Genomic DNA, 23,334 nt, shown 5'->3' with positions numbered 1-23,334 from the left:
CGGTGATCAAGAGGTTTGCGTCAGATTCCGGCTCGCCGGTGACGCAAACCTCTTGATCACCGCTGGGGGCGGGGTCAGTTGGTGATGTTGCGGTGTTTGCTGCGCAGGCGGAACGGCATCAGCGCGCTCTCGACCTTGGTCGCCGTGGTCATCTTGGAGACGCCGTCGCGCCGCTCCTCGAAGCGGATCGGGACCTCCAGGATCGTGTGGCCCAGCTTGGTCGCCAGGTAGTGCATCTCGACCTGGAAGCTGTAGCCGTTGGACTGCACGCGGTGCAGGCCGATGTCCTTCAGCGCGTCGGCCCGCCAGATCTTGAAGCCGGCGGTCAGGTCCCGGATGCGCACCCGCAGCAGCGTGTGCACGTAGAGGTTCGCCCATCCGCTGAGTGCGCGCCGGTACAGCGGCCAGTTCTCGTCCAGCTCGCCACCGGGCACGTACCGGGAGCCGATCACCACGCCGGCCTGGGTGGAGAGCAGCGCGCCCAGCATCCCCGGCAGCGCCTCCGGCGGGTGCGACAGGTCGGCGTCCATCTGTGCCACGAACTCGGCGCCGCCATCGAGAGCCCGGCTCATCCCGTCGACGTACGCCCGGCCCAGGCCCTCCTTGCCGGCCCGGTGCATCACCTCGATCCGCTCCGGATACTCGATGGCCAGCTTGTCGGCCACCTCGCCGGTGCCGTCGGGGGAGTTGTCGTCGGCGACGAGGATGCGCAGCCCCGGCAGCGGCAGCGCGAGCAGCCGCTCGACCAGCGCCGGGAGGTTGCCCGCCTCGTTGTAGGTGGGCACGACGACGGTCAGGTGTGCGTCTCGCCACGGCGACGGCAGTTGGACGGGCTCGATCATGTCGGACATCCTCGGTTTGCGGACAGGGCTACCTGAGAGGGTAGCCAGTTGCCCGATCCGGATTGAAAAGGCTCCCCGTCGATCGGGCCGGCCGCAGGTGGCGGCGCGCTCAGCGCAGGCGGCGGGCCATCGCGGTGAGGGCCATCGCGCGGCCCACACCGGCGCTCGCGCCGGTCACCACCACCGTCCGCCCCGTCACCGGGAGCCCTTCTGCCGGGTGGCGATGTCGGAGAGCCGGTCCAGCGTCTCCCGGTTGCGCAGGTGCAGCACCAGGTCGTTGATCTTGTTGCGGATCCAGCGCAGCGGGCCGGCCGCGAAGTCCTCACCGAGGCGGACGCGGGTGGCGTCGCCGTCGACCGGATCCAGGGTGAACGCCACGATCGCCTCGCCGGCCGGCCACAGGCCGGCGCGCAGCACCAGCCGGTGCGGCGGCTCGCAGGCCAGCACCGTCGAGGCGTCCTGCAACGAGAACGGCCACGGCCCGGCCCGGTGGTGCAGTTGGCTGCCCACCCGTGGCCAGGCGTCGTCCACGTCGCGCACGTGCGCGGTCCCGACCACCCAGTCGCTGTACGTCCACCCGTCGGCCAGCACGTCGAACACCCGCTGCGGGGGAGCGTCGATTACTTTCTCCACTATCGCCACTGGGCTCCCATACCCGCCTCGCGACGGAGGTTAACGGGCCGGCGGGTTAGCTTCTCGGAAGCGGCGGGTAAGGCCGACCGGGGCACCGCCGCCGGCGTTGGCCCACGGCGCCGACGACGACGTTTACTCCTCGGGGCGCCGGGAACCCGCCGGCTGTGCGACAGGACCAGGAGGATCCGTATCAGCGCAGGTCAGCCCGGGTTTACGCCGGTGTTGGCCGGGCTGGCCACGGGCCTGCTGAACCCCCCGGGGGAGTCCTGTACGACGCGGTCCTGCTCGACCGCGACGGCACGCTGATCGAGGATGTGCCGTACAACGGCGACCCGGAGAAGGTCCGTCCGGTCCCGGGGGCGCGGGCGGCGCTGGACCGGCTGCGGGCCGCCGGGTTGCGCCTGGCGGTGGTGACCAACCAGTCGGGTCTGGCCCGGGGCTACTTCAGCGAGGAGCAGATGCGGGCGGTGCATGCCCGCGTGGAGGAGCTGCTGGGTGGCTTCGACGCCTGGCTGGTCTGCCCGCACGACGACTCCGACCGATGCGACTGCCGTAAACCGGCGCCCGGTCTGGTGCACGCCGCCGCCCGCGAGCTGGGCACGAGCGCGTCGCGCTGTGTGCTGGTGGGTGACATCGGCCGCGACGTGGACGCGGCACTGGCCGCCGGTGCGGCCGGGGTGCTGGTGCCCACCCCGGTGACCCGACCGGAGGAGATCGCCGCCGCCGGCTGGGTGGCCGCGGACCTGCCCTCGGCGGTGGACGAGATCCTGCGCCGCCAGCGGGCCGTGCAACCCGCCGAGGCCGGCGAGCGGGTGGGCACGGCGTTGGTGGTGCGCTCGGATTCGGCAGGGGACGTGCTCGTCACCGGGCCGGCGATCCGCGCCGTCGCGGCCGGCGCGCGGCGGGTGGTGCTGCTCTGCGGGCCCCGTGGACGCGCCGCCGCCGAGCTGCTGCCCGGCGTCGACGAGATCATCGAGCACCCGCTGCCGTGGATCGACCCCGCGCCGGCGCCGATCGACCCGGACGCCATGCGGGGCCTGACCGCCCGTCTCGCCGCCGTCGGCGCGGACGAGGCGGTGGTGTTCACGTCGTTCCACCAGTCCGCCCTGCCGCTCGCGTTGCTGCTGCGGATGGCTGGGATCAACCGGATCGCCGCGATCAGCGACGACTACCCGGGCTCCCTGGTGGACATCCGCCACCGGGTGCCGGTGGGCGTCCCCGAACCCGAGCGGGCGCTCTCCCTCGCCGCCGCCGCCGGCTACCGGCTGCCGGTCGGCGACGAACCCGTGCTCCGGCTCCGGGGCGACACCGTGGCACTGCGCCCGGCCGCTGCCGGTGACCCCGGTTACGTGGTGCTGCATCCCGGGTCGGCCGCGTCGAGCCGGGCCTGCCCGACCGAGCTGGCGGCGCGGATCGCGGCGGCGCTGACCGCCGCCGGGCATCGGGTGCTGGTCACCGGCGGGCCCGACGAGCGTACGGTCACCGCCCGGGTCGCGGCGGCGGGCGGCACCGACCTGGGCGGCCGGACCGACCTGGCCGGGCTGGCCGCGCTCGTCGCGGACGCCGCCGCCGTGGTGGTCGGCAACACCGGGCCCGCGCACCTGGCCGCCGCGGCCGGGGTGCCGGTCGTGAGCCTCTTCGCGCCGACCGTCCCTTTCGGGCAGTGGGGGCCCTACCGGGTGCCCACCGTCCGGCTCGGCGACGCGGGCGCGCCCTGCCGTGACACCCGGGCGGCCAGCTGCCCGGTCCCGGGGCACCCGTGCCTCAGCAGCCTCGACCCGGCCGAGGTGGTCGAGGCGGTACGCACGCTCGTGCCCAGCGGTGGTGGCAACCGATGAACATCCTGCTCTGGCACGTGCACGGCTCCTGGACTACGTCCTTCGTGCACGGCAGCCACCGCTACCTGATCCCCACCACACCCGACCGTGGTCCGTACGGCCTCGGCCGGGCCCGCACCTACCCGTGGCCGGACAGCGCCGTCGAGGTGGCCCCCGACGACCTGCCCGGCAGCGACGTCGACCTGGTCGTCCTGCAACGTCCGGAGGAGATCGACCTGGCCGAGCAGTGGCTCGGGCGGCGCCCCGGGCGTGACGTGCCCGCCATCTACGTCGAGCACAACACCCCCAAGGGCGACGTGCCGAACACCCGCCACCCGATGGCCGACCGCGCCGACCTGCTCGTCGCCCACGTCACCGGGTTCAACCAGATCTTCTGGGACACCGGCGCGACCCGCACCAGGGTGGTCGACCACGGCATCGTCGCGCCGGCCGTGTCGTACACGGGTGAACTGGACCGGCTCGCCGTGGTGATCAACGAACCGGTGCGGCGGGGCCGGGTGACCGGCACGGACCTGCTGCCCGAGTTCGCCGAGATCGCACCGCTGGACGTGTTCGGCATGGGCGTCGCGGGTCTCGCCGACCACCTCGGGCTGTCCGCCGACCGGCTCACCAGCCACGACGACGTACCCCAGGACCGGATGCACGCCGAGCTGGCCCGCCGGCGCGCGTACCTGCACCTGTGCCGCTGGACCTCCCTCGGGCTCAGCCTCATCGAGGCGATGGCGATCGGCATGCCGGTCGTCGCGCTCGCCACCACCGAGGCGGTGACCGCGGTGCCACCGGAGGCGGGGGCGCTCGCCACCCGGATGGACACCCTGCTCGACGCCGCCCGCCGGTTCATCGCCGAGCCGGCGGCCGCACGTCAGGCCGGCGTGGCGGCACGGGCCGCCGCGCGGGACAGGTACGGCCTCGACCGTTTCCTCGCTGACTGGGACCGGCTGCTGGAGGAGGAAGTATGCGGATCGCGATGATCTCGGAGCACGCCAGCCCGCTCGCCATCCTCGGAGGCGAGGACGCCGGCGGCCAGAACACGCACGTCGCCGAGCTGTCAGCCGCGCTCGCCGCCGCCGGGCACGAGGTGCGGGTCTACACCCGCCGCGACGCCCTCGACCTGCCGGTGACCGTGCGCGCCCCGGACGGGTACGACGTGGTGCACGTGCCGGCCGGTCCGGCCGAGCCGGTCGCGAAGGACGCATTGCTGCCGCACATGCGCGAGTTCAGCCGCTGGCTCATCGAGCGGTGGCGCGGCGGGGACTGGACGCCCGAGGTGATCCACGCGCACTTCTGGATGAGTGGCCTGGCCGCGTTGACCGCCGGTCGGCAGACCGGGGTGCCGGTGGTGCAGACGTACCACGCGCTGGGCACGGTCAAGCGCCGCTACCAGGGCGTGCAGGACACCAGCCCGGCCCGGCGCATCTCCTACGAGCGGGAACTGGGCCGCTCGGTGGACCGGGTGGTCGCCCAGTGCCGCGACGAGGTCGGAGAGCTGGTCCGGATGGGCGTGCCCCGGTCCCGGATGACCGTCGTGCCCTCCGGGGTCAACCTCGCCTCGTTCTCCCCGCTCGGGCCGGTCGCCGACCGTGAGCCGGGCCGAGCCCGGATCCTGACCGTGGGCCGGCTGGTCGAGCGCAAGGGTTTCCAGACGGTGGTCCGCGCCATGGCGCTGGTGCCCGACGCCGAGTGTGTGGTGGTCGGCGGTCCGCCCGAGGGGCTGCTGGAGACCGACCCGTACGCCCGCAGGCTGCGCGCCCTGGCCGAGTCGTGCGGGGTCGCCGACCGGGTGCACCTCGTCGGCGCGGTGCCCCGGGAGGAGATGGGCCGCTGGTACCGCTCGGCGGACCTGCTGGTCGCCGCGCCCTGGTACGAGCCGTTCGGGTTGACCCCGCTGGAGGCGATGGCGTGCGGCGTGCCGGTCGTCGGCACTGCCGTGGGCGGCATCCGCGACACCGTCGTCGACGGCACGACCGGCGACCTCGTACCGGCCCGGGACCCCAACGCCCTCGCCGCCGCGATCCAGCGGCTGCTCGACGACCGGATCCGCCGCTTCCGGTACGCCACGGCGGCGCGCGAGCGGGCCCGGTCGCGCTACTCCTGGCAGGTCACCGCCGAACGCCTGGCCGAGGTCTACGGCGAGGTCGCCGCCGTGCGCCGGCCGACCCGGGTGGTGGCCTGATGCCGGCGGGCAGCCCGCTCGACGTGCACCTGACCAACCTCGCCGCGGCACTGGCGCCGTACCGCCGGTGTGAACCGCAACTGGCGCGCTGGGGCGCGGCCCTCGCGCACCGGCTGGCCGGCGGCGGACGGCTGCTCGTCGCCGGCAACGGTGGCAGCGCCGCCGAGGCCCAGCACCTCACCGCCGAGCTGGTGGGCAAGCTGCACGACGACCGCCAGCCCCTGTCGGCCATCGCCCTGCACGCCGAGACCAGCGCGGTGACCGCCATCGCCAACGACTACGGCTACGGCGATGTCTACGCCCGTCAGGTCCGCGCCCACGGCCGGCCCGGCGACGTCCTGTTGCTGCTCAGCACCAGCGGCACCAGCCTCAACCTGCTCACCGCCGCGCACGCGGCGCGCGACGCCGGCCTGACCACGTGGGCACTCACCGGGCCCGCTCCCAACCCGCTCGCCGACGCCTGCGACGAGGTGCTCGCCGTGCCGTCGGCAGACACCCAGGTCGTCCAGGAGCTGCATCTCGTCACCAGCCACCTGATCTGCGAGTACCTCGAACAGGAACTGCCCGCCGCGCTGGCCGTGACCGGGGCCGCCGCGGGCGTGCCCGCCGAGCCGGCACCGGCCGGTCGGCTCGCGTCCGGGCCGGTGCGGACCGGGGTCGAGGTGGTGCTCGACGGCGGGGCCGGACAGCAGGTCGACGCGTGAGGATGAGGGGGAAAGCGTGAGGGGACCCGTGGTGGTGGTCGGGGACACCCTGCTCGACCGGGACGTGGAAGGGGTGGTGAACCGCCTCTGCCCGGACTCCCCGGTGCCGGTGCTCGACGAGACCTCGGCCGTCGACCGGCCCGGCGGCGCCGGCCTCGCCGCGGTCTTCGCGGCCGCGCAGGGCGCCGAGGTGGTGCTGATCACCGCCCTCGCCGACGACGCCGGGGGCGCGCGGCTCAGCGCGCTGCTCGCCGCGGCCGGCGTGCAGGTGTACCCGCTGAGCCTGTCCGGCGCGACCCCGGAGAAGATCCGGCTGCGGGCCCGGGGCCGGGTGCTGCTGCGTCACGACCGTGGCGGCGCCTCCGGCGAGCCGGGCCAGCCCTCCGACGAGGTGCTGCGGGTGCTCGCCGCGGCGTCGGCGGTGCTGGTCAGCGACTACGGCCGGGGAGTGGCCCGCCAGCCCGCGCTGCGCGCCGCGCTGGCCGCCACCCGCGCGCCGGTCGTGTGGGACCCGCACCCGCGCGGCCCGGCTGCGGTGCCCGGGGTGCACCTGGTCACCCCGAACGAGTCGGAGGTACGCGAGCTGGTCTCCGCGCTGCCCGGCGCGTCCCGGCTGGCCACCGCGTCCCGGGGTGCGCAGGGGCTGCGGCGGCGGTGGCGGGCGGGCGCGGTCGCGGTGACGTTGGGCGGGGACGGCGCGTTGCTCTGCCACGCCGGGTCGACGCCGCTTGTGGTGCCCACCCCGGGCAGCGCCGAGGGCGACACCTGCGGGGCCGGTGACCGGTTCGCCGCCGCCGCCAGTCTCGCGCTGGCCGAGGGCGCGCTGGTCTCCGAGGCGGTGCAGGCGGCGGTCGCCGAGGCGTCCGCGTACGTGGCGGGTGGGGGAGTGGCCACGGCGCTGCCGCCACCGGAGCAGCCGTTTCCGCGCGTCCTGCGGGCGGGGTCGAACCGCGGACCGGCGAGCGGGCACGGGGTCGCCGGCCCGGGGCATGAGCGGGTGGGCATCGCGGCGGTCGCCACGCTGCTCGCCGAGGTGCGGGGTGCCGGCGGCACCGTGGTGGCCACCGGAGGCTGCTTCGACCTGCTGCACGCCGGGCACGTGGCCACCCTGCAGGCCGCCCGGCAGCTCGGCGACTGCCTGATCGTCTGCGTGAACTCCGACACCAGCGTGACCGGGTTGAAGGGGCCGGACCGGCCGGTCATGTCCGAGGGTGATCGGGCCCGGCTGCTGGCCGCGCTGAGCTGCGTCGACGCCGTCCTCGTCTTCGACGAGCCGACGCCGGAGGCGGTGCTGTCCTGGCTGCGCCCCGACGTCTGGGTCAAGGGCGGCGACTACGCGACCGGCGGCCCAGACGCGGAAGGGCTCCCCGAGGCGGAGGTCCTGCGCCGCTGGGGCGGGAACACGGTGGTGGTGCCGTACCTGGACGGTCGTTCCACAAGTGACCTGATCACCCGTTCGGCCGGCGGGCAGTCCCCCGGCCTGGGCGAACGCACGCAGCAGCCGGTGTCGACGACGCGGGAGCGCAGCCGATGACCACCACGAGGTCCGGCGCCGGGCCCACCGTCCTGGTCACCGGCGGCTCCAGCGGGCTCGGCGCGGCGGTGGTCGCGGCGGTGGTCGCCTCCGGTGGCCGCCCGCTCGTGCTGGACCGGCAGGCACCGGTCGACGGCGTGTCCTGGACCGAGTGCGACCTCGCCGACACCCGCGCCGCCGAGGTGGCCACCCAGCACCTCGCCGAGCAGGCCGGCGGCCTGGACGCGGTGGTCACGGCCGCCGGCATGGACGTGCCGGGTCGGCTCGCCGACGTGCCGGGGGAGATTTGGGATCGGATCGTCGCCGTGGACCTGCTGGCCACCGCCGCGGTGATCCGGGCCGCGCTGCCGTTCCTGCAGACCTCTCGGGGCCGCATCGTCACGGTCGCCTCGACCCTGGGGGTCAAGGCGGTCAGCGACGCCACCGCGTACTGCGCGGCGAAGTTCGGCGTGGTCGGGTTCACCCGCGCCCTGGCCGCCGAGCTCGCCGGCCAGGTCGGGGTCACCCTGCTCATTCCCGGCGGGATGCGTACCGCGTTCTTCGACGAGCGCGACCCGCAGTACAAGCCGGGGCCGGACGCCATCCTCAACGACCCCGTCGACACGGCCGCGGCGGTCATGTTCGCGCTCAACCAGCCGCCCGGCTGCGCGGTGCGCGAGATGGTGGTCTGCGCCGAGCAGGAGACGTCGTACCCGTGATCCTCGTGCTGCGCGCCCTCGGCGTCGGCGACCTGGTCACCGCGGTGCCCGCGCTGCGGGCGCTGCGGGCCGCGTACCCCGGTAGGGAGTTGGCGCTCGCCGCGCCCGGCGGCCTGGCCCCGCTGGTCGACCTGGTCGGGGGCGTCGACCGGCTGGTGGACACCGCCGGGCTGGACGGGCCGTCCTGGCCCGGCCCCGCCCCGCAGGTCGCGGTGAATCTGCACGGACGCGGCCCACAGTCGCATCGGCTGCTGGCCGCCGCCCGTCCGGGGCGGCTGCTCGCCTTCGCGAACGCCGCCGCCGGGTTCGGCGACGGGCCGCGGTGGGACGACGAGGAGCACGAGGTGGACCGCTGGTGCCGGCTGCTGTCCTGGTACGACATCCCGACCGACCGCCGTGACCTCGGCCTGCGCCGGCCCGGAAAGGCCGGCCGACGCGCCGGCGCGACTTTGCTGCATCCGGGCAGCAAGGTCCCCGCCAAGCGGTGGCCCGCCGAACGGTTCGCGGCCCTGGCCCGGGCGCTCGACGAACGGGGGCATCGGGTGCTGGTCACCGGCTCGGCCGACGAACGCGCGCTGGCCGCTCGGGTCGCCGACGCGGCCGGCCTCGCGCCGGCCGCCGTGCTGGCCGGCCGGACCGACCTCGGCGCGCTGGCCGCGCTGGTCGCCGACGCCCGGCTGGTGGTCAGCGGGGACACCGGCGTGGCCCACCTGGCCACCGCGTACGGGACCCCGTCGGTGGTGCTCTTCGGGCCGGTGCCTCCGGCGGCGTGGGGGCCACCGCCGGACCGGCCCCGGCACCGGGCGCTGTGGGCCGGTGCGGGGGATTGGCGCAGGTGGGACGGGGTAGGGAGCCACCCGACATTGACGGCCCTGCGCTTCGACGAGGTGCTGGCCGCCGTGGACGAGGTGGAGAGGGCGGTGCGGGTCTCCGGTGCGGTTGCGGCGTAGCGACCCGGGTCGGCCCGGTTACGGGCGACGCCGGCGCGGTAAGGGCTGGACCTTCGTCGATCCGAGCGGTGCGGTCGTGCGGGATCCCGCGACCCTGGCGCGGCTGCGGGAGCTGGTGATTCCCCCGGCCTGGCAGGACGTGTGGATCGCGCCGCACGCGAACGGGCACATCCAGGCGACCGGCATCGACGCGGCCGGACGCAAGCAGTACGTCTACCACCCGGTGTGGCGCGAGAAGCAGGACGCGGCGAAGTTCGACCACATGCTGGAGGTGGCCCGGCGGTTGCCGGGGCTGCGGGATCGGGTGGGACAGGACCTGGGCGGGCGAGGGCTGGGTCGGGACCGGGTGCTGGCGACCGTGACCCGACTGCTCGACATGGGGATGTTCCGGGTCGGCAGCGACCAGTACGCGGCCGGCGACGACCCGACGTTCGGGGTGTCCACCCTGCGCCCGGAGCACGCCCGCAGACGCGGCGGCTGCGTGGTCTTCGAGTTCCCCGCCAAGGGCGGTATCGAGCAGGTGCGCCGGATCGAGGACCCGGAGTTGTGCGAGGTGCTGGTCAACCTGCGCCGGCGTCGCCGGCGGGCGGACCGGCTGTTCGGCTACTGGGACGGCCGGGAGTGGCGCGACGTACGCAGTGACGAGGTCAACGGCTACCTGCGCGACGCCAGTGGCGGCGAGATGACCGCCAAGGACTTCCGCACCTGGCATGCCACGGTGCTGGCCGCCGCGGAGTTGGCCGCGGCCGACCCGGCCCGCTCGGCCACCGCCCGGCGCAGGGCGGTGGCGGCGGTGATGCGTGCGGTGGCCGAGCTGCTGGGCAACACCCCGACGGTGGCGCGGACGTCCTACGTGGACCCCCGGGTCGTCGACCTCTACCACGACGGAGTGGTGGCGCCGGTGGACCCGGGTGCGCCGCGCGAGGAGATCGAGCGGGTCGTGTTGGACCTGTTGGAGAAGGCCTGACCGGCCCCGCCGACGATCCTGGGGGGAAGCGACGGGGCCGGGGCCTCGGCCCGGGGGCGACACCGGGCGGCCGCCCGCCGCGTCCTGCGGCGGGCGCCTCGCCACGGCCCCCGTTCGTGGCCGCTGTCGAGCCCGGTGCGCGGGCGCCGCCTCGGCCACGTCGGTCGTCAGTCTGCCCCGGACGAGTTGACTCTGGATGCCAGGCGGTTGACGGGCCGCGCCGCAAGTGCGTCGCCGTCGCGACACGCCTGCGGGCTCACCCCGTACGCCGCCCGGAACACGCGACTGAAGTGGGCCTTGTCCCCGAACCCCCAGCGCGCGGCGATGACCTGCACGGGCTGGGTCCGCAGCGTCGGGTCGGTCAGGTCACGCCGGCACCGGTCCAGCCGAAGGTCCCGGATGTACGACGCCACAGTGGAGTTCTCGGCCTCGAAGAGCCGGTGCAGTGTGCGCAGCGAGATGTGGTGGGCGTCCGCGACGACCTGTGGGCTGAGCGTCGCGTCGCCGAGGTGGCGGTGGACGTACGCCTGCACCTGGGCGACCAGCGCCCGGCGGCGGACCTCGGTCGGCACCGCGTCCTCGGCGACCAGGTGCCGGCCGAGCATGGTGGTGGCCAGGTCCAGCCCCACCGCGCCGAGCCGGCCGGCGTCGGCGGCGTGGTACTGCTCGGGGTGCCCGGTCACCTGGAGCAGGAACTGCGCCAGCAGCGCACCGAGCCCCTCGCTGCCGGACATCCGGCCGCCGTAGAGCGCGGCCATCCGCTGGGGTGGCAGCGGCAGCGCGGCGTGCGGGATCAGCGTGATGATCGAGGTGGCCTGGGTCCGTTGCGGCTCGGTCGAGTGGTGGCAGACGTCGTGTTCGCGGGAGGCGTCGTAGAAGGTGAACTCGCCGGCCAGGATCTCGCTGCGGCGACCGTCCTGACTGGACGTGCCGACGCCACCGGTGGTGAGGGCGAGCACGTAGAGCTCCGGGTCCGAGCGGCGGACCAGCTTGCGGGTGCGGGTGGCGTCCAGTGACGGGTACTGGTACTCGACCAGTTGGATCGCGCCGAGGTCGACGAAATCGGCCCGGGCGGCGAAGTCGGCCGTGTGCGCGGACCGGATCCGCAACGGCGCGGAGGTGCGCGCCACGAGGTCCAGCCACATGCCGAACCGTTCACCGGGTGGCAGGACGGTGGTGTCGACGGTCTCGGTGGGCAGCATCGGCGTCGCCTCAGGCCGCTCGGCGGGCGATCAGCGCCTCGATGCCGTCGAGGATCCGGTCCAGGCCGAAGGTGAACTCGTCGTCCGGGTCGTCGTCCTGATCGAGGACGCCGGCGTTCAGCACCCGAAGCAGCGCGGGGAAGCGGACCGGGTCGATGAGACGCCCCACCATCCGGCGGTACGCCGGCATCATCTCGCCCGGCTCGACGCCGGCCGCCCGGCTGCCCTCGGCGATCTGGTTGGTGAGCGTGGCCTCGTTGCGGACGTACCCGGTGATCAGCAGGAGGATCGACATCTTCTCGCCCTCGGGCAGGGTGGTGCCGTCGAGGCAGCGCAGCCCGTCCTCCATCCAGTCGAGCTGCTGAGGGGTGATCGGCGGGCCGGTGATCGGCACGTGCAGCAGCCAGGGGCGCTGTCGCAGCACGTCGTGTTCGGCCCAGGCCCAGCGGGTCAGGCGGGCGCGCCAGTCGTCGTCCGGCGAGGCCGGGCCGGGCGACGGGCCGTACCCGGCGTCCACCATGAGCGTCAGCAGCTCGTCCTTGGAGCCGACGTGCCGGTAGAGGGCCATGGTGGCCGCGCCCAACTCCTTGGCCACCCGGCTCATCGAGACGGCCGGCAGCCCATCGGCGTCGGCGACCCGGACGGCGGCGTCGACGATGGCGGGCACGCTGAGGCCGGGTCGGGGACCCCGCGGTGGCCGCCCCCGCAGGCCCCAGGCGCTCTCGATGGCCGGCGGGAGCGCCGGGCCGCTGTCGTCTTTCGTCTCCGCCACGTTTCCTCCTTGCCCCGCCATCCTAGTTCTGCGTATGGTCTACGCATAACAGCGTACGTCATACGCAGAAGGAGTTCTCCCATGACAGCGACGACCGCACCGGCACCCCACGCGGGCCGGCGGGAATGGATCGGATTCGCGGTGCTGATGCTGCCGCTGCTCCTGGTCTCGATGGACGTGTCGGTGCTCTACTTCGCCGTCCCGTTCATCAGCGAGGAGCTGCGGCCCACCGCCACCCAGCAGCTCTGGATCTTCGACATCTACGGCTTCGTGCTCGCCGGGCTGCTGATCACCATGGGCGCCCTCGGCGACCGGATCGGCCGGCGTCGGCTCCTGCTGCTGGGCGCCACCGCGTTCGGCACCGCGTCCCTGCTGGCCGCGTACGCGGACAGCGCCGCTACGCTGATCGCCGCGCGCGCCGTGCTCGGCGTCGGCGGGGCCACCCTGATGCCGTCCACGCTCGCCCTGGTGCGCAACATGTTCCACGACGCCAAGCAGCGGGGCACCGCGATCGGCATCTGGACCGCCACGCTCACCGGCGGCATCGCCATCGGACCGGTGCTCAGCGGCGTCCTGCTGGAGCACTTCTGGTGGGGCTCCATCTTCCTGATCAACATTCCGGCGATGCTGTTGCTGCTCCTGCTCGCCCCGGTCCTGGTGCCCGAGTTCCGCAACCCGGTGCGCGGGCGGTTCGACCTGGTCAGCGCGGCGCTGTCGCTCGGCGCGCTGTTGCCGGTGATCTACGGCATCAAGGAGATGGCACGCGACGGCGTCAGCGCGGTCCGGGTGCTGGCCGTCGTCGCCGGTCTGCTCGTCGGGGCGCTCTTCCTGCACCGGCAGCGGACCCGGGCGTACCCGATGGTCGACCTGGCGCTGTTTCGTCGCCACGGCTTCGCCGGGTCGCTCGCGGTGAACCTGCTGGCGATGTTCGCCCTTGTCGGGTTCGCCATCTTCACCACCCAGCACCTGCAACTGGTGCTCGGCCTGAGCCCGCTGCGGGCGGCACTGTGGAGCCTGGTGCCGTCGCTGGCGGTGGGCGGCGTGGCCCCGGCCGCCGCCGCGCTCGCCCAGCGTGTCGAGCGGGCGTACCTGATCGGCGCCGGCTTCGCGATCGCCGTGCTCGGGTTCGCGGTGCTGACTCGGGTCACGCCCGAGACGCCGCTCTGGCTGCTGCTGGTCGGCGCCAGCGTGTACGCGGGCGGCCTGGTGATGGTGATGTCGCTGGTCACCGAGCTGGTCCTCGGTGCGGCGCCGCCGGAGCAGGCCGGTGTCGCCTCCGCCCTGACCGAGTCCAGCAGCGAGCTGGGCGGCGCGCTGGGGATGGCCATCCTGGGCAGCGTGGGCGCCGCGATCTACCGCCGCGAGGTCCTCGACGAGCTGCCGGCCGGGCTGCCGGTGGACGCCCGCGACGCGGCCGGGGAGACGCTGGGCGGTGCCCTCGCCGTGACCCGGGGACTGCCGGCGGAGGTGGGTGACGCGGTGCTGCACGCAGCCCGGTTCGCCTTCACCGACGGACTGCACCTCGCCGCGATCGCCGCCATGGTGGCGATGGTCCTGGGCGCGGCGACCGCGCTGGTGACGCTGCGCGGCGTCCGGCCGGCCGACCCGGCGGCGCTGGCCGCCGAGCCGACCGAGCCGAACGGTACGCCGCTGTCGGAAGCGTCGTCGGTCAGTCGTTGAGCACGTGCGCGAGCCGGTCGCGGAACCGCCGCTCGGAGTCGCTGACCGACTCGCCGCCGAGGCCGAGCAGCCCGCCGCTGGACGCGGCGCCGACCACCTGCTCGGCGATCTTCACCAGCCAGTGCTTGTACGCGCCGGCCTCGCCCTCGTCGACCCGGGCGGCCAGCAACGCGGACGCCTCGCCGGCCCGCACCAACACGTCGTCGATCATCGCGCCCGGGTCGGCGGGCGCGATGACCGGCAGCTCCTCGCCGCTGTCCGGGTCGCCGACCCGCGCGACGATCTCGCCGGCCACGGCGGCGACCAGCGGGCTGGCCGACTCCCGGCCCGCGGCGATGGTCTCCAGCCCGGCCGCGTTCTCCGCCATGGTCCGGCGGGTGCCGTCGGACTCGGCGGCGCTCGCCGCGGTCAGCACCGACTGCGGGAGGCCGACCAGCAGCCCCCACTCTCCGTCGGAGAAACCGAAACCGGTGTACGCCGGCTGCTCGATCACGGCAACGCCCCTTCCGCCCTGCTCAGTGTGTCAATCCACGGGCCCCGCACCGGTGCCCGGGTCAGGCTAGTCCAGGGTCAGCAGACCCTGCTCGGACACCACGCGCACCGACAGGGTCTTGTACCCGACCTCATCGAAGAGAACCGTCATCTTGTCGTCCTCGTAGGAGAGCACCAGGCCGTGCCCCCACTCCGCGTGGCGCACCTGGCTGTGCACCGGAAACGGCCCGACCGCGCCCTGGTCGGCCACGCTGGTGCCCCGGTGGCAGTTGTCGCAGTGCGCGCAGACTTCGGTCATCTGCTCGCCGAAGTAGGCCAGCAGGGTCTGCCCGCGACAGGCGGTGGTCTCGGCGAAGGCCCGCATCATGTCGGTGCGGGAGCGGGTCACCGTCTGCTGGCGTTCCGCCTCGGCCAGCGCCGCGGCCGCCGCGTCGGTCGGGGTGGGCGAGTAGCGGGGCGCGGCGATGCGCTGCCGGGCGCGCGGCTCGGCGGCGCCGGCCTGCTCCAGCAGCGAGAGGTACTGGCCCAGCTTGCGCGGGCCGAGGCCGGTGGCCTCGCGCAGCTCGGTCTTGGTGGCCGGCTTGCGGCGCAGCAGCGCGGCCAGGTCGCGCAACTCGTCGGGGTCCGGCAGGCCGCCGCTGAAGAACCGTTGCAGGCCCACGTCCTCGGCCTGCCAGAGCAGCAGCACCCGGGCCGGCTGTCCGTCACGTCCGGCGCGGCCGATCTCCTGGAAGTAGCTGTCCGGCGAGTCGGGTAGCGCCATGTGCACCACCCAGGCGATGTTGGGCTTGTCGATGCCCATTCCGAACGCCGAGGTGGCCACCATGATCGGCACCTGGTCGGCGAGGAACGCCTCGTGCAGCTCGTTGCGCGCCCCGGCCGGCATCCCACCGTGGTAGAACTGCGCCGGGAAGCCCGCGTCGGTCAGCCGGGCGGCCAGCTCCTCGGCCGACCTGCGGGTCGGCACGTAGATGATCCCCGGTCGCTCGTCGTCGCGCAGCAGCGCGATCAGCCGCCGCCACCGGTAGTCCTCGGTGGGGCAGTGCGCCACCTCCAGGAACAGGTTGGACCGGTCCAGCCCGGACACCACCACCTCGGGCTCGCGCAGCCGCAGGCGGGCGATGATGTCGTCGCGTACCGGCGGGGAGGCGGTGGCGGTCAGCGCGACCACCGGCGGCCGGCCGATGCCCTCGATGAGGTGGCCCAGCGCCAGGTAGTCGGGCCGGAAGTCGTGCCCCCAGGCGGAGATGCAGTGCGCCTCGTCGATCGCCACCAGCGCCGGCTTCAGCGCGGCGACCTCGGCCATCCGGTCCGGGTTGCTCAACTGCTCCGGCGTGATGAACAGGAACTCCGCCCGGCCCGACTGGATCTCGGCGATCGCCTCGGCCTGCTGCGCGGCCGACTCGTTCGAGCTGATCCGCACCGCCCGCAGCTCCGGACGCTGCCGCTCGTTGAGCGCCGCGATCTGGTCCTGCTGCAGCGCCAGCAGCGGGGAGATCACCACGGTCGGGCCGGGGATCAGGCTGGCCGGGATCTGGTAGATGGCCGACTTGCCGGCGCCGGTGGGCAACACCACCAGGGCGTCACGTCGCTTCATCACCGCGCGCATGGCGGCGAGCTGGTTGGGCCGCAGCGCTTTCCAGCCGAAGAGGCTCCGCGCCGCGCGGCGCAACGTCATCGAATGCGTGGACAGTTTCATCGAGGGCCGGAGGTACCCGAGCCCACGACCGCCGAAACGCGTTCGGCGATCATGGGCTCGGCGGGTCGGTGGCTCAGCGCAGGCGGGGGAGCACCTCGCGCTGGTAGAGGTCGAACAGGCCCTGGTAGTGCGGGCCGGTGTTGGCCACGTACACCTCGTCGAAGCCGGCCTTGGCGTACTTGTCGATCATCTCCAGGTGCGCGTTGGCGCTGTTGCCGCAGACGAACGCGTCGCGCACCATCTCCGGCGTGACCAGCTCGGCGGCCTGCTCGAAGTGGCGCGGCGAGGGCAGCACCTGGGACAGCTCGCCCGGCACCCCGGCATTGGGCCAGCGCTCGTACGCGATCCGCGCGCCCTCGGACTCGCTTGCCGCGTACGCCGCCTTGAAGCCGGCCTGGCACGGCTTGTCGCCGCCGCCGTTCTCCCTGAAGCGCCGGACCATCTCACCGTCGGGCATCGTGCTCACGTAGCCGTCGCCGATGCGGGCGGCCAGGTCGATGGCCTTCGGGCCGAAGCCGGAGACGTAGATCGACGGCGGCGTGTCGGGCAGCGTGTAGATCCGGGCGTTCTCCACCGTGTAGTGCTTGCCGCGGTGGTTGACGAAGCCGCCGTCCCACAGCTCTCGCAGCACCTCGACGGCCTCCTCCAGCATCTCCAGCCGGACGTCGGCCGGCGGCCAGGCGTCGCCGAAGATGTGCTCGTTGAGCGCCTCGCCGGTGCCGACGCCGAGCACGAACCGCCCGCCGTGCAGCACCGCGCTGGTCGCCGCCGCCTGGGCGATCACGGCCGGGTGGATCCGCACGGTCGGGCAGGTCACCGCCGTGGTCACCGGCAGCGAGCAGACCTGGCTGAGCGCGCCGATCATCGACCAGACGAACGGGCTCTGACCCTGCGCGTCCACCCAGGGGTGATAGTGGTCGGAGATCCACAGCGCCTCGAAGCCGGCCCGTTCGGCGCCGCGGGCCTGCTCCACCAGCTCGGCCGGCGTGAACTCCTCACTGGACAGAAAGTAACCGATCTTCATGGCTTCCCCTTCGGCGCGCGGACCAGCTGATGGGGAAGCCGTACCCCGGTCGCGGTCGGACACACCGGTAGGCCGGGGCCTGATCGCTCACCGTCGGCCGAACATCGCCCGGATCGCCGCGAGCAGCAGGAGGGCGCCGACCACCAGGCCGAGCAGGCGTACGCCGGGGATGTCGGCCGGGCTCGTGGCGTCGGCCAGCAGGGCGGGGTCCATCCCCGCACTCTCCCGGGAACGGTGCCGCCGGGCAACTGTAAGGTTTATTGACTATTGAATCGCTCGGTGTGACCATGGCAGCACCGCCTGCCGGTGGCGGTGCGCCGAGGGCGCGCGAGAGATGGGGTACGGGGGCCGCATGAGCGAGCGCAACCAGCGGGTCGGCGGCAACGCGCCGACGCCCGCGACCGACGCCGACCGTTTCGGGGCCACGGCGTGACCGCGCCCGCCGGGCACCTTCCGGAGCTGGCCGCCGCCGTTCTGCAACCCGGGTTCGTCGGCACCACGCCGCCACAGTGGGTGTGCCGCTGGCTCGGCGAAGGGCTCGGCTCGGTGGTGCTCTTCGCCCGCAACGTCGTCGACACCGCCCAGGTGGCGGCGCTGACCGCCACGCTGCGCGCTGAGCGGCCGGACGTCATCGTGGCGATCGACGAGGAGGCCGGCGACGTCACCCGGATCGAGTCCGCCCGGGGCAGCACCCGGCCGGGGAACTTCGCCCTCGGCGCGGTCGACGACCCGGCGCTGACCGAGGCGGTCGCCCTCGACCTCGGCGTCGAGCTGGCGGCGGCCGGGGTGACCCTCGACTACGCGCCGGACGCCGACGTCAATTCCAACCCGGCCAACCCGGTGATCGGCGTCCGGTCGTTCGGGGCCGACCCGGCGCTCGTCGCGCGGCACACCGCCGCCTGGGTCCGCGGGTTGCAGCGCGGCGGCGTGGCCGCCTGTGCCAAGCACTTCCCTGGGCATGGTGACACCCGCGTCGACTCCCACCACGACCTGCCCCGGATCACCGCCGACCGGGCCCGTCTGGACGCCTGCGAGTTGGCGCCGTTCCGCGCCGCCGTGGCGGCCGGCGTGCAGGCGGTGATGACCGGCCACCTGCTGGTGCCCGCGCTCGACGAGCGGCTGCCGGCCACGTTGAGCCAGCGCATCCTGGGCGGGCTGCTCCGCGACGAGATGGGTTTCTCCGGCGTGGTGGTGACCGACGCGGTGGAGATGCGCGCGGTCGCCGACCGGTACGGCTTCGCCGGCGCGGCGGTGCGGGCGCTGGCCGCCGGGGCCGACGCGATCTGCGTCGGTGGTGAGCGGGCCGACGAGGGGGCGGCCCGGGAGCTGCGCGACGCCATCGTGGCCGCCGTCGTCTCCGGTGAGCTGCCCGAGGAACGTCTCGCCGAGGCCGCCAAGCGGGTCGGGCAGCTCGCCGCTTGGACGGTGGCCGCCCGCGCCGCCCGCTCGGGCGCCGTCCACGGGGCCTCCGACGTCGGGCTGGTCGCCGCCCGTCGTGCCGTGCGGGTCACCACCGGCCCGGACGCGCCGAGCGCGCTGCCGCTGACCAGCGCCGCGTACGTGGTCGAGTTCGAGCCGCCGCGCAACATCGCCATCGGCGCGGAGACCCCGTGGGGCATCGGGGAGCAGCTGGGCGAGCTGCTGCCCGGCACGACGACGGTGCGCCACGCCGAGCCCGACGTGCCCGCCGACCCGGGCGCCGGGGCCGGCGACCGCCCCCTCGTCCTGGTGGTCCGTGACCTGCACCGGCACGAGTGGATGCGCGCCGCGGTGCGGCGTGCGCTCAGCGCCCGGCCCGACGCGGTGGTGGTCGAGCTGGGCGTGCCCGAGCTGGTCACCGGATCGGCCCACCTGGCCACCCACGGCGCCACCCGGGCCAGTGGGCAGGCCGCCGCCGAGGTGCTGACCGGCCGGGCCCGCTGACGCCGACCCGTTCGGTTACGGCTGCTCGGCCACCAGGTCGGCGTACTCGGGGTGCTTGTCGATGAACGCGGCGACGAACGGGCACTGCGGCACCACCCGGCCGCCGCGGGCGCGCACCTGATCCAGGGCGCCCCGGATCAACGTGCTGCCGACGCCCTTGCCCTGGAAGCCGCTGTCCACCTCGGTGTGGGTGAAGACCAGCACCTCCCCACGGGGCAGGTACGCGGTGAAGCCGGCCAGCGCGTCGTCGACCAGGATCTCGAAGCGGTTCTTGGCGGGGTTGTCCTCGACGAGGGTGCTCACCGGGCCATTGTCCCCGTCCGGTCGGCCACCGCGTCGAGTTCGGCCAGCAACCGGTCCACCTCGTCCGCCGTGTTGTAGTGGTAGATGCTGGCCCGCACCGCGCCGCCGCTGTCGCGCAACCCCATCGTCTGGAAGTACTCGTAGGCGTAGTAGTCGCCGGACGACAGGCAGAACCCGGCGTCGCCCAGCGCCTGCTGGGTCGCCGCCGGCGACATCCCGGCGACCCGGAACGAGACCGTCGGGCAGCGCCGCGCCGGCGAGCCGTAGACGGTGATCGCGGGCCGCGCGGCGAGTCCGGCGAGCAGCCGGTCCAGCAGCGCCTCCTCGTGCGCCTGCGCGGCGGCCAGTCCGGCCCGCAGCCGCGCCCGGCGGTCACCGACCGCGTCCGGGTCCAGCCCGGCGAGGTGGTCCACCGCGGCGGTCACGCCGGCCAGCAGCGCGAAGCTCGGGGTGCCGTACTCGAAACGGTCCGGCGCCGCGTCCGCGGACGGCACCAGCTTCGCCGGGCGCAGCGCCGCCCACCGGGCCGGGTCGGCGACCATCGCGGCCAGGTGCGGCCCGGACCACTTGTAGGCGCTGGTGACCAGCACGTCCGCGCCGAGCGACGCCAGGTCGGTCGGCCCGTGCGGCACCGAGTGCACCCCGTCGACGCAGACCAGCGCCCCGACGGAGTGCGCGATCTTGGCGATCGCCGGCACGTCCGGCACGGTGCCGATGGCGTTGCTGCCGGCGGTCACCGCGACCAGCCGGGTCCGCTCGCCGACCAGGTCGGCGTACTGGCCGGTGGGCAGCTCGCCGGTGTGCCTGTCGAACTCGGCCCAGCGCACCGTCGCGCCGGCGGCCTCGGCGGCCTGCACCCACGGGCGCACGTTGGCGTCGTGGTCGAGCCGGGACACCACCACCTCGTCGCCCGGCCGCCAACCAGCGCCGAGCGTACGGGCCAGGGTGTACGTCAGCGCGGTGGCGCTCGGGCCCAGCACCACCCCGTCCGGCTCGGCCCCGAGCAGGTCGGCGACCGCCGAGCGGGCCGCCGCCACCAGCTCCAGCGAGCGGCGGCCCGGCTCGAACGCGGCGCTGCGGTTGCCGACGGCCGCGCGCATGACGTCGGTGACCGCGTCGATCACACCTGCCGCGGTCTGGGTGCCCCCGGCGCCGTCGAAGTGGACGAAGCCCTCGGTCAGGGCGGGATAGGCGGCCCGGATACGGGCGATGTCGAAGGCCATGCCCGGACCCTAGCCGGGATGCGTTGCGCGCTCGCCCTCGCCTGGGCGTCGCGGACGTCTCGTACCCTTGGCGAGGTGACGAACCGACCCGCCACCATCCCCCTGCCCCCCGTCCGCCGCGCCGCCGGCCTCTTCGCCGGCCTGGCGCTCGGCCTCGCCGTGCTCGCCGGTTGCAGCTCCCAGGGCGCCTCCACCGACTGCGGGCTGGACGCCTGCACGGTCACCTTCGAGCGGGGTGTCGACGCGAGCGCCACGATCCTGGGCGTCGAGGCCAAGCTGGTCGGGGCCGAGGGCGACCAGGTGACCGTCGAGGTCGCCGGCGAGCAGCTCACCCTCACCACCGGCCAGCAGGCCACCGAGGCCGGCGGCTTCGCGGTCACCCTCGACAGCGTCACCGACCAGCAGGTCAAGATCCGCGTTTCCCGCAACCCGGGCAACTGACCTGGCGGGCGGCGGTGGCCGACGTTTGGGGATCTTCGAAATCGGAGATTGTGGCCGCATGTCACTCACCCGTAGCGCCGAAGCCACCGCCTCCCGAACGGCGGACAGCCGGTGGCTGGAACTCCTCGCCCGGGCCGGCTTCATCGGCTACGGCATCGTCCACCTGCTCTTCGCCTGGCTGGCCCTGCAGATCGCGTTCGGCTCGTCGTCCGACGACGGCGACCAGTCCGGCGCGCTGCGGACGCTCGCCGCGCAACCGCTGGGCAAGTTCCTGGTCATCGCCACCGCGGTCGGCCTGCTCGCCATGGCGATCTGGCAGGGGTTGGAGGCGGCGGTCGGGCACCGCGCCGAGCGGGGCAGGGAGCGGGTCACCGAACGGCTCGCCTCGGCCGGCCGGACCATCGTCTACCTCTACTTCGCCTGGACCGCGTTCAAGGTCTTTTCCGACGCCGGCTCGAACAGCGCCGACCAGCAGGAGGCGCTGACCGGCAAGCTGATGACCTCCACCGGGGGCCGCTGGCTGGTCGGCCTCGCCGGGCTGGTGCTCGCCGCCATCGGCGTCGGTCTGGTGATCTACGGGATCCTCAAGAAGTTCGAGAAGCACCTGAAGACCGGCGAGATGAGCCCGAAGACCCGCAAGCTGGCCCGCCGGCTGGGCATCGCCGGGTACGTCGCGAAGGGCGTCGCGTACGGCATCGCCGGCCTGCTGGTCATCGTGGCGGCGGTGAACTACGACCCGGAGAAGGCCCGCGGTCTGGACGCCGCGCTGCACACCCTTGGCGAGCAGTCGTACGGCACCTTCCTGCTGACCCTGGTCGCCCTGGGCATCGCCTGCTTCGGCGTCTACTGCTTCCTCCAGTCCCGGTACCGCAAGGTCTGAGCTGGTCGATACCGGGGACGTCGGGCATTATTGGGCTTTTGCCCGAACTACCGCCCCCGGTCGAAGGGAAGCGCCCCACTCGTGCAGAGCTATCTCGAAACGGCCGTCGCCGCGCTCGCCGCGGCGGCGGTCGCCCTTTTCCTGGTCGGGGTCATCCACCGGCTCACCCGACGGTTCGGTCGCCGCTCGCTGTTGATGACCGAGTTGACCGACCACGCGCACCGCCCGTTCCAGGTCGCCGTCACGGTGCTCGCGGTGCAGTTCGCCATCCGCTTGAGCACCGGGTACGCCGTCGGTGAGAGCTGGCGGCGGCTGCTGCTGCACCTGCTGGTGCTCTGCGTGATCGCCAGCGCTGCCTGGCTGGTGGCGGCGCTGCTGATCGTCGTGGAGGACACCGCGCTCGCCCGGTTCCGCGTCGACGTGCCGAACAACCGGCACGCCCGACGGGTGCGTACCCAGGTGGTGATGCTGCGGCGGCTGACCGTCGCGGTGATCGTCATCCTGACCGTCGGCGTGATGCTGATGACGTTCCCGAGCGTGCGCGGTATCGGCGCCGGCGTGCTGACCTCCGCCGGTGTGGTCGGTGTGGTGGCCGCGTTGGCCGCCCAGAGTCTGCTCGGCAACGTCTTCGCCGGGCTGCAGCTCGCCTTCAGCGACGCGGTCCGCCTCGACGACGTGGTGGTCGTCGAGGGGGAGTGGGGTCGGATCGAGGAGCTGACCCTCAGCTACGTGGTGGTCCAGATCTGGGACGACCGGCGGCTGATCCTGCCCACCTCGTACTTCACCAGCACGCCCTTTCAGAACTGGACCCGGACCGAGGCGGCTGTGCTCGGCACCGCCGAGTTCGACGTCGACTGGGCCGTGCCGGTGCAGACCATGCGGGAGGAGCTGCGCCGGCTGGTCGAGGGCACCGAGCTGTGGGACGGCCGGGTCTGCGTCCTGCAGGTCACCGACGCCACCGGCGGGACGGTACGGGTGCGCGCGCTGGTCAGCGCCGCCGACGCGGGCAGCCTGTGGGACCTGCGCTGCCTCGTCCGCGAGCACCTGGTGGCATGGATCCGGGACAACCGGCCCACCGCGATGCCCCGGATGCGCACCGAGCTGGGCGACGCCAGCAGCAACCTGCCGTGGCAGTGGGTCCAGCCGCGGCGGCCGACCCGCCGTCCGGGTGCCACCGAGGCCCCCGACGATGCGCGCGTCTTCGGCGGCAGTGACGACGGCGACGCCCGCAGCGAAGCCTTCGTCGGCCCCGACGAAACCCCCACCCCCACCCCCACCCCCAGTCCCGCCACCCCCACCCGCTGATTCCGGTGATCAAGAGGTTTGCGTCAGGAGTCGCGCTTTCCGTGACGCAAA

Annotated in this window: 23 protein-coding genes; 13 read left to right on the top strand and 10 right to left on the bottom strand. The window is 74.0% G+C overall.

Annotated features, from left to right (window positions below; translation table 11 throughout):
• Positions 1-74: 74 nt before the first annotated feature.
• Positions 75-842, bottom strand: a complete 768-nt coding sequence (locus ABZU46_RS23325) for a polyprenol monophosphomannose synthase (RefSeq protein WP_354861000.1) — start codon at positions 840-842, stop codon at positions 75-77.
• A 195-nt stretch (positions 843-1,037) separates the two neighbouring features.
• Positions 1,038-1,475 carry an SRPBCC family protein gene (locus ABZU46_RS23320; RefSeq protein WP_354860998.1) on the bottom strand — a complete coding sequence of 146 codons (438 nt, stop codon included), beginning with the start codon at positions 1,473-1,475 and terminating at the stop codon, positions 1,038-1,040.
• Between the two features lie 266 nt (positions 1,476-1,741).
• Between ABZU46_RS23320 and ABZU46_RS23315 the strand changes: the two genes are divergently transcribed.
• From ABZU46_RS23315 to ABZU46_RS23280, 8 genes are read left to right on the top strand one after another with little or no spacing between them, the layout of a single operon-like run.
• Positions 1,742-3,313: an HAD-IIIA family hydrolase gene (locus ABZU46_RS23315; RefSeq protein WP_354861003.1), complete on the top strand. Its 1,572-nt coding sequence runs from the start codon at positions 1,742-1,744 to the stop codon at positions 3,311-3,313.
• Positions 3,310-4,284, top strand: coding sequence for a glycosyltransferase (locus tag ABZU46_RS23310; RefSeq protein ID WP_354860997.1), 975 nt, complete (start codon positions 3,310-3,312; stop codon positions 4,282-4,284). The genes ABZU46_RS23315 and ABZU46_RS23310 overlap by 4 nt, the downstream gene beginning before the upstream one ends.
• Positions 4,269-5,486 carry a glycosyltransferase gene (locus ABZU46_RS23305; RefSeq protein WP_354860996.1) on the top strand — a complete coding sequence of 406 codons (1,218 nt, stop codon included), beginning with the start codon at positions 4,269-4,271 and terminating at the stop codon, positions 5,484-5,486. Before ABZU46_RS23310 ends, ABZU46_RS23305 begins: the two co-directional genes overlap by 16 nt.
• A complete protein-coding gene (locus ABZU46_RS23300) occupies positions 5,483-6,190 on the top strand; it encodes an SIS domain-containing protein (protein WP_354861001.1) in 708 nt (235 codons plus the stop codon). Before ABZU46_RS23305 ends, ABZU46_RS23300 begins: the two co-directional genes overlap by 4 nt.
• A gap of 16 nt (positions 6,191-6,206) precedes the next feature.
• Positions 6,207-7,724 (top strand): PfkB family carbohydrate kinase, encoded by a 1,518-nt coding sequence (locus tag ABZU46_RS23295; protein WP_354860994.1) that lies wholly within the window; start codon positions 6,207-6,209, stop codon positions 7,722-7,724.
• Positions 7,721-8,422 (top strand): SDR family oxidoreductase, encoded by a 702-nt coding sequence (locus ABZU46_RS23290; protein ID WP_354860993.1) that lies wholly within the window; start codon positions 7,721-7,723, stop codon positions 8,420-8,422. The genes ABZU46_RS23295 and ABZU46_RS23290 overlap by 4 nt, the downstream gene beginning before the upstream one ends.
• Positions 8,419-9,372 carry a glycosyltransferase family 9 protein gene (locus tag ABZU46_RS23285; protein WP_354860991.1) on the top strand — a complete coding sequence of 318 codons (954 nt, stop codon included), beginning with the start codon at positions 8,419-8,421 and terminating at the stop codon, positions 9,370-9,372. The genes ABZU46_RS23290 and ABZU46_RS23285 overlap by 4 nt, the downstream gene beginning before the upstream one ends.
• A complete protein-coding gene (locus tag ABZU46_RS23280) occupies positions 9,356-10,339 on the top strand; it encodes a DNA topoisomerase IB (RefSeq protein WP_354860989.1) in 984 nt (327 codons plus the stop codon). The genes ABZU46_RS23285 and ABZU46_RS23280 overlap by 17 nt, the downstream gene beginning before the upstream one ends.
• A 167-nt stretch (positions 10,340-10,506) precedes the next feature.
• Here the strand turns inward: ABZU46_RS23280 and ABZU46_RS23275 are convergent, their stop codons facing one another.
• Together ABZU46_RS23275 and ABZU46_RS23270 are read right to left on the bottom strand one after the other, a co-directional pair.
• Positions 10,507-11,541, bottom strand: a complete 1,035-nt coding sequence (locus ABZU46_RS23275) for a helix-turn-helix domain-containing protein (RefSeq protein WP_354860988.1) — start codon at positions 11,539-11,541, stop codon at positions 10,507-10,509.
• Positions 11,542-11,551: 10 nt separating this feature from the next.
• Positions 11,552-12,313 (bottom strand): TetR/AcrR family transcriptional regulator, encoded by a 762-nt coding sequence (locus tag ABZU46_RS23270; RefSeq protein WP_354860987.1) that lies wholly within the window; start codon positions 12,311-12,313, stop codon positions 11,552-11,554.
• Positions 12,314-12,394: 81 nt separating this feature from the next.
• Between ABZU46_RS23270 and ABZU46_RS23265 the strand changes: the two genes are divergently transcribed.
• A complete protein-coding gene (locus tag ABZU46_RS23265; protein WP_354860985.1) occupies positions 12,395-13,993 on the top strand; it encodes an MFS transporter in 1,599 nt (532 codons plus the stop codon).
• Here the strand turns inward: ABZU46_RS23265 and ABZU46_RS23260 are convergent.
• The 4 genes from ABZU46_RS23260 to ABZU46_RS23245 form a co-directional block, all read right to left on the bottom strand.
• Positions 13,983-14,486, bottom strand: coding sequence for a hypothetical protein (locus ABZU46_RS23260; RefSeq protein ID WP_354860983.1), 504 nt, complete (start codon positions 14,484-14,486; stop codon positions 13,983-13,985). The genes ABZU46_RS23265 and ABZU46_RS23260 overlap by 11 nt on opposite strands.
• A 66-nt stretch (positions 14,487-14,552) precedes the next feature.
• Positions 14,553-16,184 carry an ATP-dependent DNA helicase RecQ gene (locus ABZU46_RS23255; RefSeq protein ID WP_354860982.1) on the bottom strand — a complete coding sequence of 544 codons (1,632 nt, stop codon included), beginning with the start codon at positions 16,182-16,184 and terminating at the stop codon, positions 14,553-14,555.
• 73 nt (positions 16,185-16,257) lie between these two features.
• On the bottom strand, positions 16,258-17,208 hold the full coding sequence (locus ABZU46_RS23250) for a TIGR03557 family F420-dependent LLM class oxidoreductase (RefSeq protein WP_354860980.1): 951 nt from the start codon (positions 17,206-17,208) through the stop codon (positions 16,258-16,260).
• An 87-nt stretch (positions 17,209-17,295) separates the two neighbouring features.
• On the bottom strand, positions 17,296-17,421 hold the full coding sequence (locus ABZU46_RS23245; protein WP_255421242.1) for a hypothetical protein: 126 nt from the start codon (positions 17,419-17,421) through the stop codon (positions 17,296-17,298).
• Between the two features lie 216 nt (positions 17,422-17,637).
• On the opposite strand from ABZU46_RS23245, the gene ABZU46_RS23240 reads away from it, so the two are divergent.
• Positions 17,638-19,131: a glycoside hydrolase family 3 N-terminal domain-containing protein gene (locus tag ABZU46_RS23240; protein WP_354860978.1), complete on the top strand. Its 1,494-nt coding sequence runs from the start codon at positions 17,638-17,640 to the stop codon at positions 19,129-19,131.
• A 15-nt stretch (positions 19,132-19,146) separates the two neighbouring features.
• Here the strand turns inward: ABZU46_RS23240 and ABZU46_RS23235 are convergent, their stop codons facing one another.
• Together ABZU46_RS23235 and ABZU46_RS23230 are read right to left on the bottom strand one after the other, a co-directional pair.
• Positions 19,147-19,434, bottom strand: a complete 288-nt coding sequence (locus ABZU46_RS23235; protein WP_354860977.1) for a GNAT family N-acetyltransferase — start codon at positions 19,432-19,434, stop codon at positions 19,147-19,149.
• The gene (locus ABZU46_RS23230; protein WP_354860976.1) at positions 19,431-20,657 is read right to left on the bottom strand and encodes a cysteine desulfurase-like protein; all 1,227 of its coding nucleotides are present in this window, start codon (positions 20,655-20,657) and stop codon (positions 19,431-19,433) included. Before ABZU46_RS23230 ends, ABZU46_RS23235 begins: the two co-directional genes overlap by 4 nt.
• A gap of 75 nt (positions 20,658-20,732) precedes the next feature.
• On the opposite strand from ABZU46_RS23230, the gene ABZU46_RS23225 reads away from it, so the two are divergent.
• The 3 genes from ABZU46_RS23225 to ABZU46_RS23215 all read left to right on the top strand — a co-directional run bounded on the left by ABZU46_RS23225 (position 20,733) and on the right by ABZU46_RS23215 (position 23,283).
• Positions 20,733-21,098, top strand: coding sequence for a hypothetical protein (locus ABZU46_RS23225; protein WP_354860975.1), 366 nt, complete (start codon positions 20,733-20,735; stop codon positions 21,096-21,098).
• 58 nt (positions 21,099-21,156) lie between these two features.
• Positions 21,157-21,978, top strand: a complete 822-nt coding sequence (locus ABZU46_RS23220) for a DUF1206 domain-containing protein (RefSeq protein WP_354860973.1) — start codon at positions 21,157-21,159, stop codon at positions 21,976-21,978.
• A gap of 81 nt (positions 21,979-22,059) precedes the next feature.
• Positions 22,060-23,283 carry a mechanosensitive ion channel domain-containing protein gene (locus ABZU46_RS23215; protein ID WP_354860972.1) on the top strand — a complete coding sequence of 408 codons (1,224 nt, stop codon included), beginning with the start codon at positions 22,060-22,062 and terminating at the stop codon, positions 23,281-23,283.
• The last annotated feature ends 51 nt before the right edge of the window (positions 23,284-23,334 follow it).

The organism is Micromonospora sp. NPDC005197 (assembly GCF_040608295.1).
Taxonomy (GTDB): Bacteria; Actinomycetota; Actinomycetes; order Mycobacteriales; family Micromonosporaceae; genus Micromonospora.
This window is presented reverse-complemented; position numbering and strand designations above follow the sequence as displayed.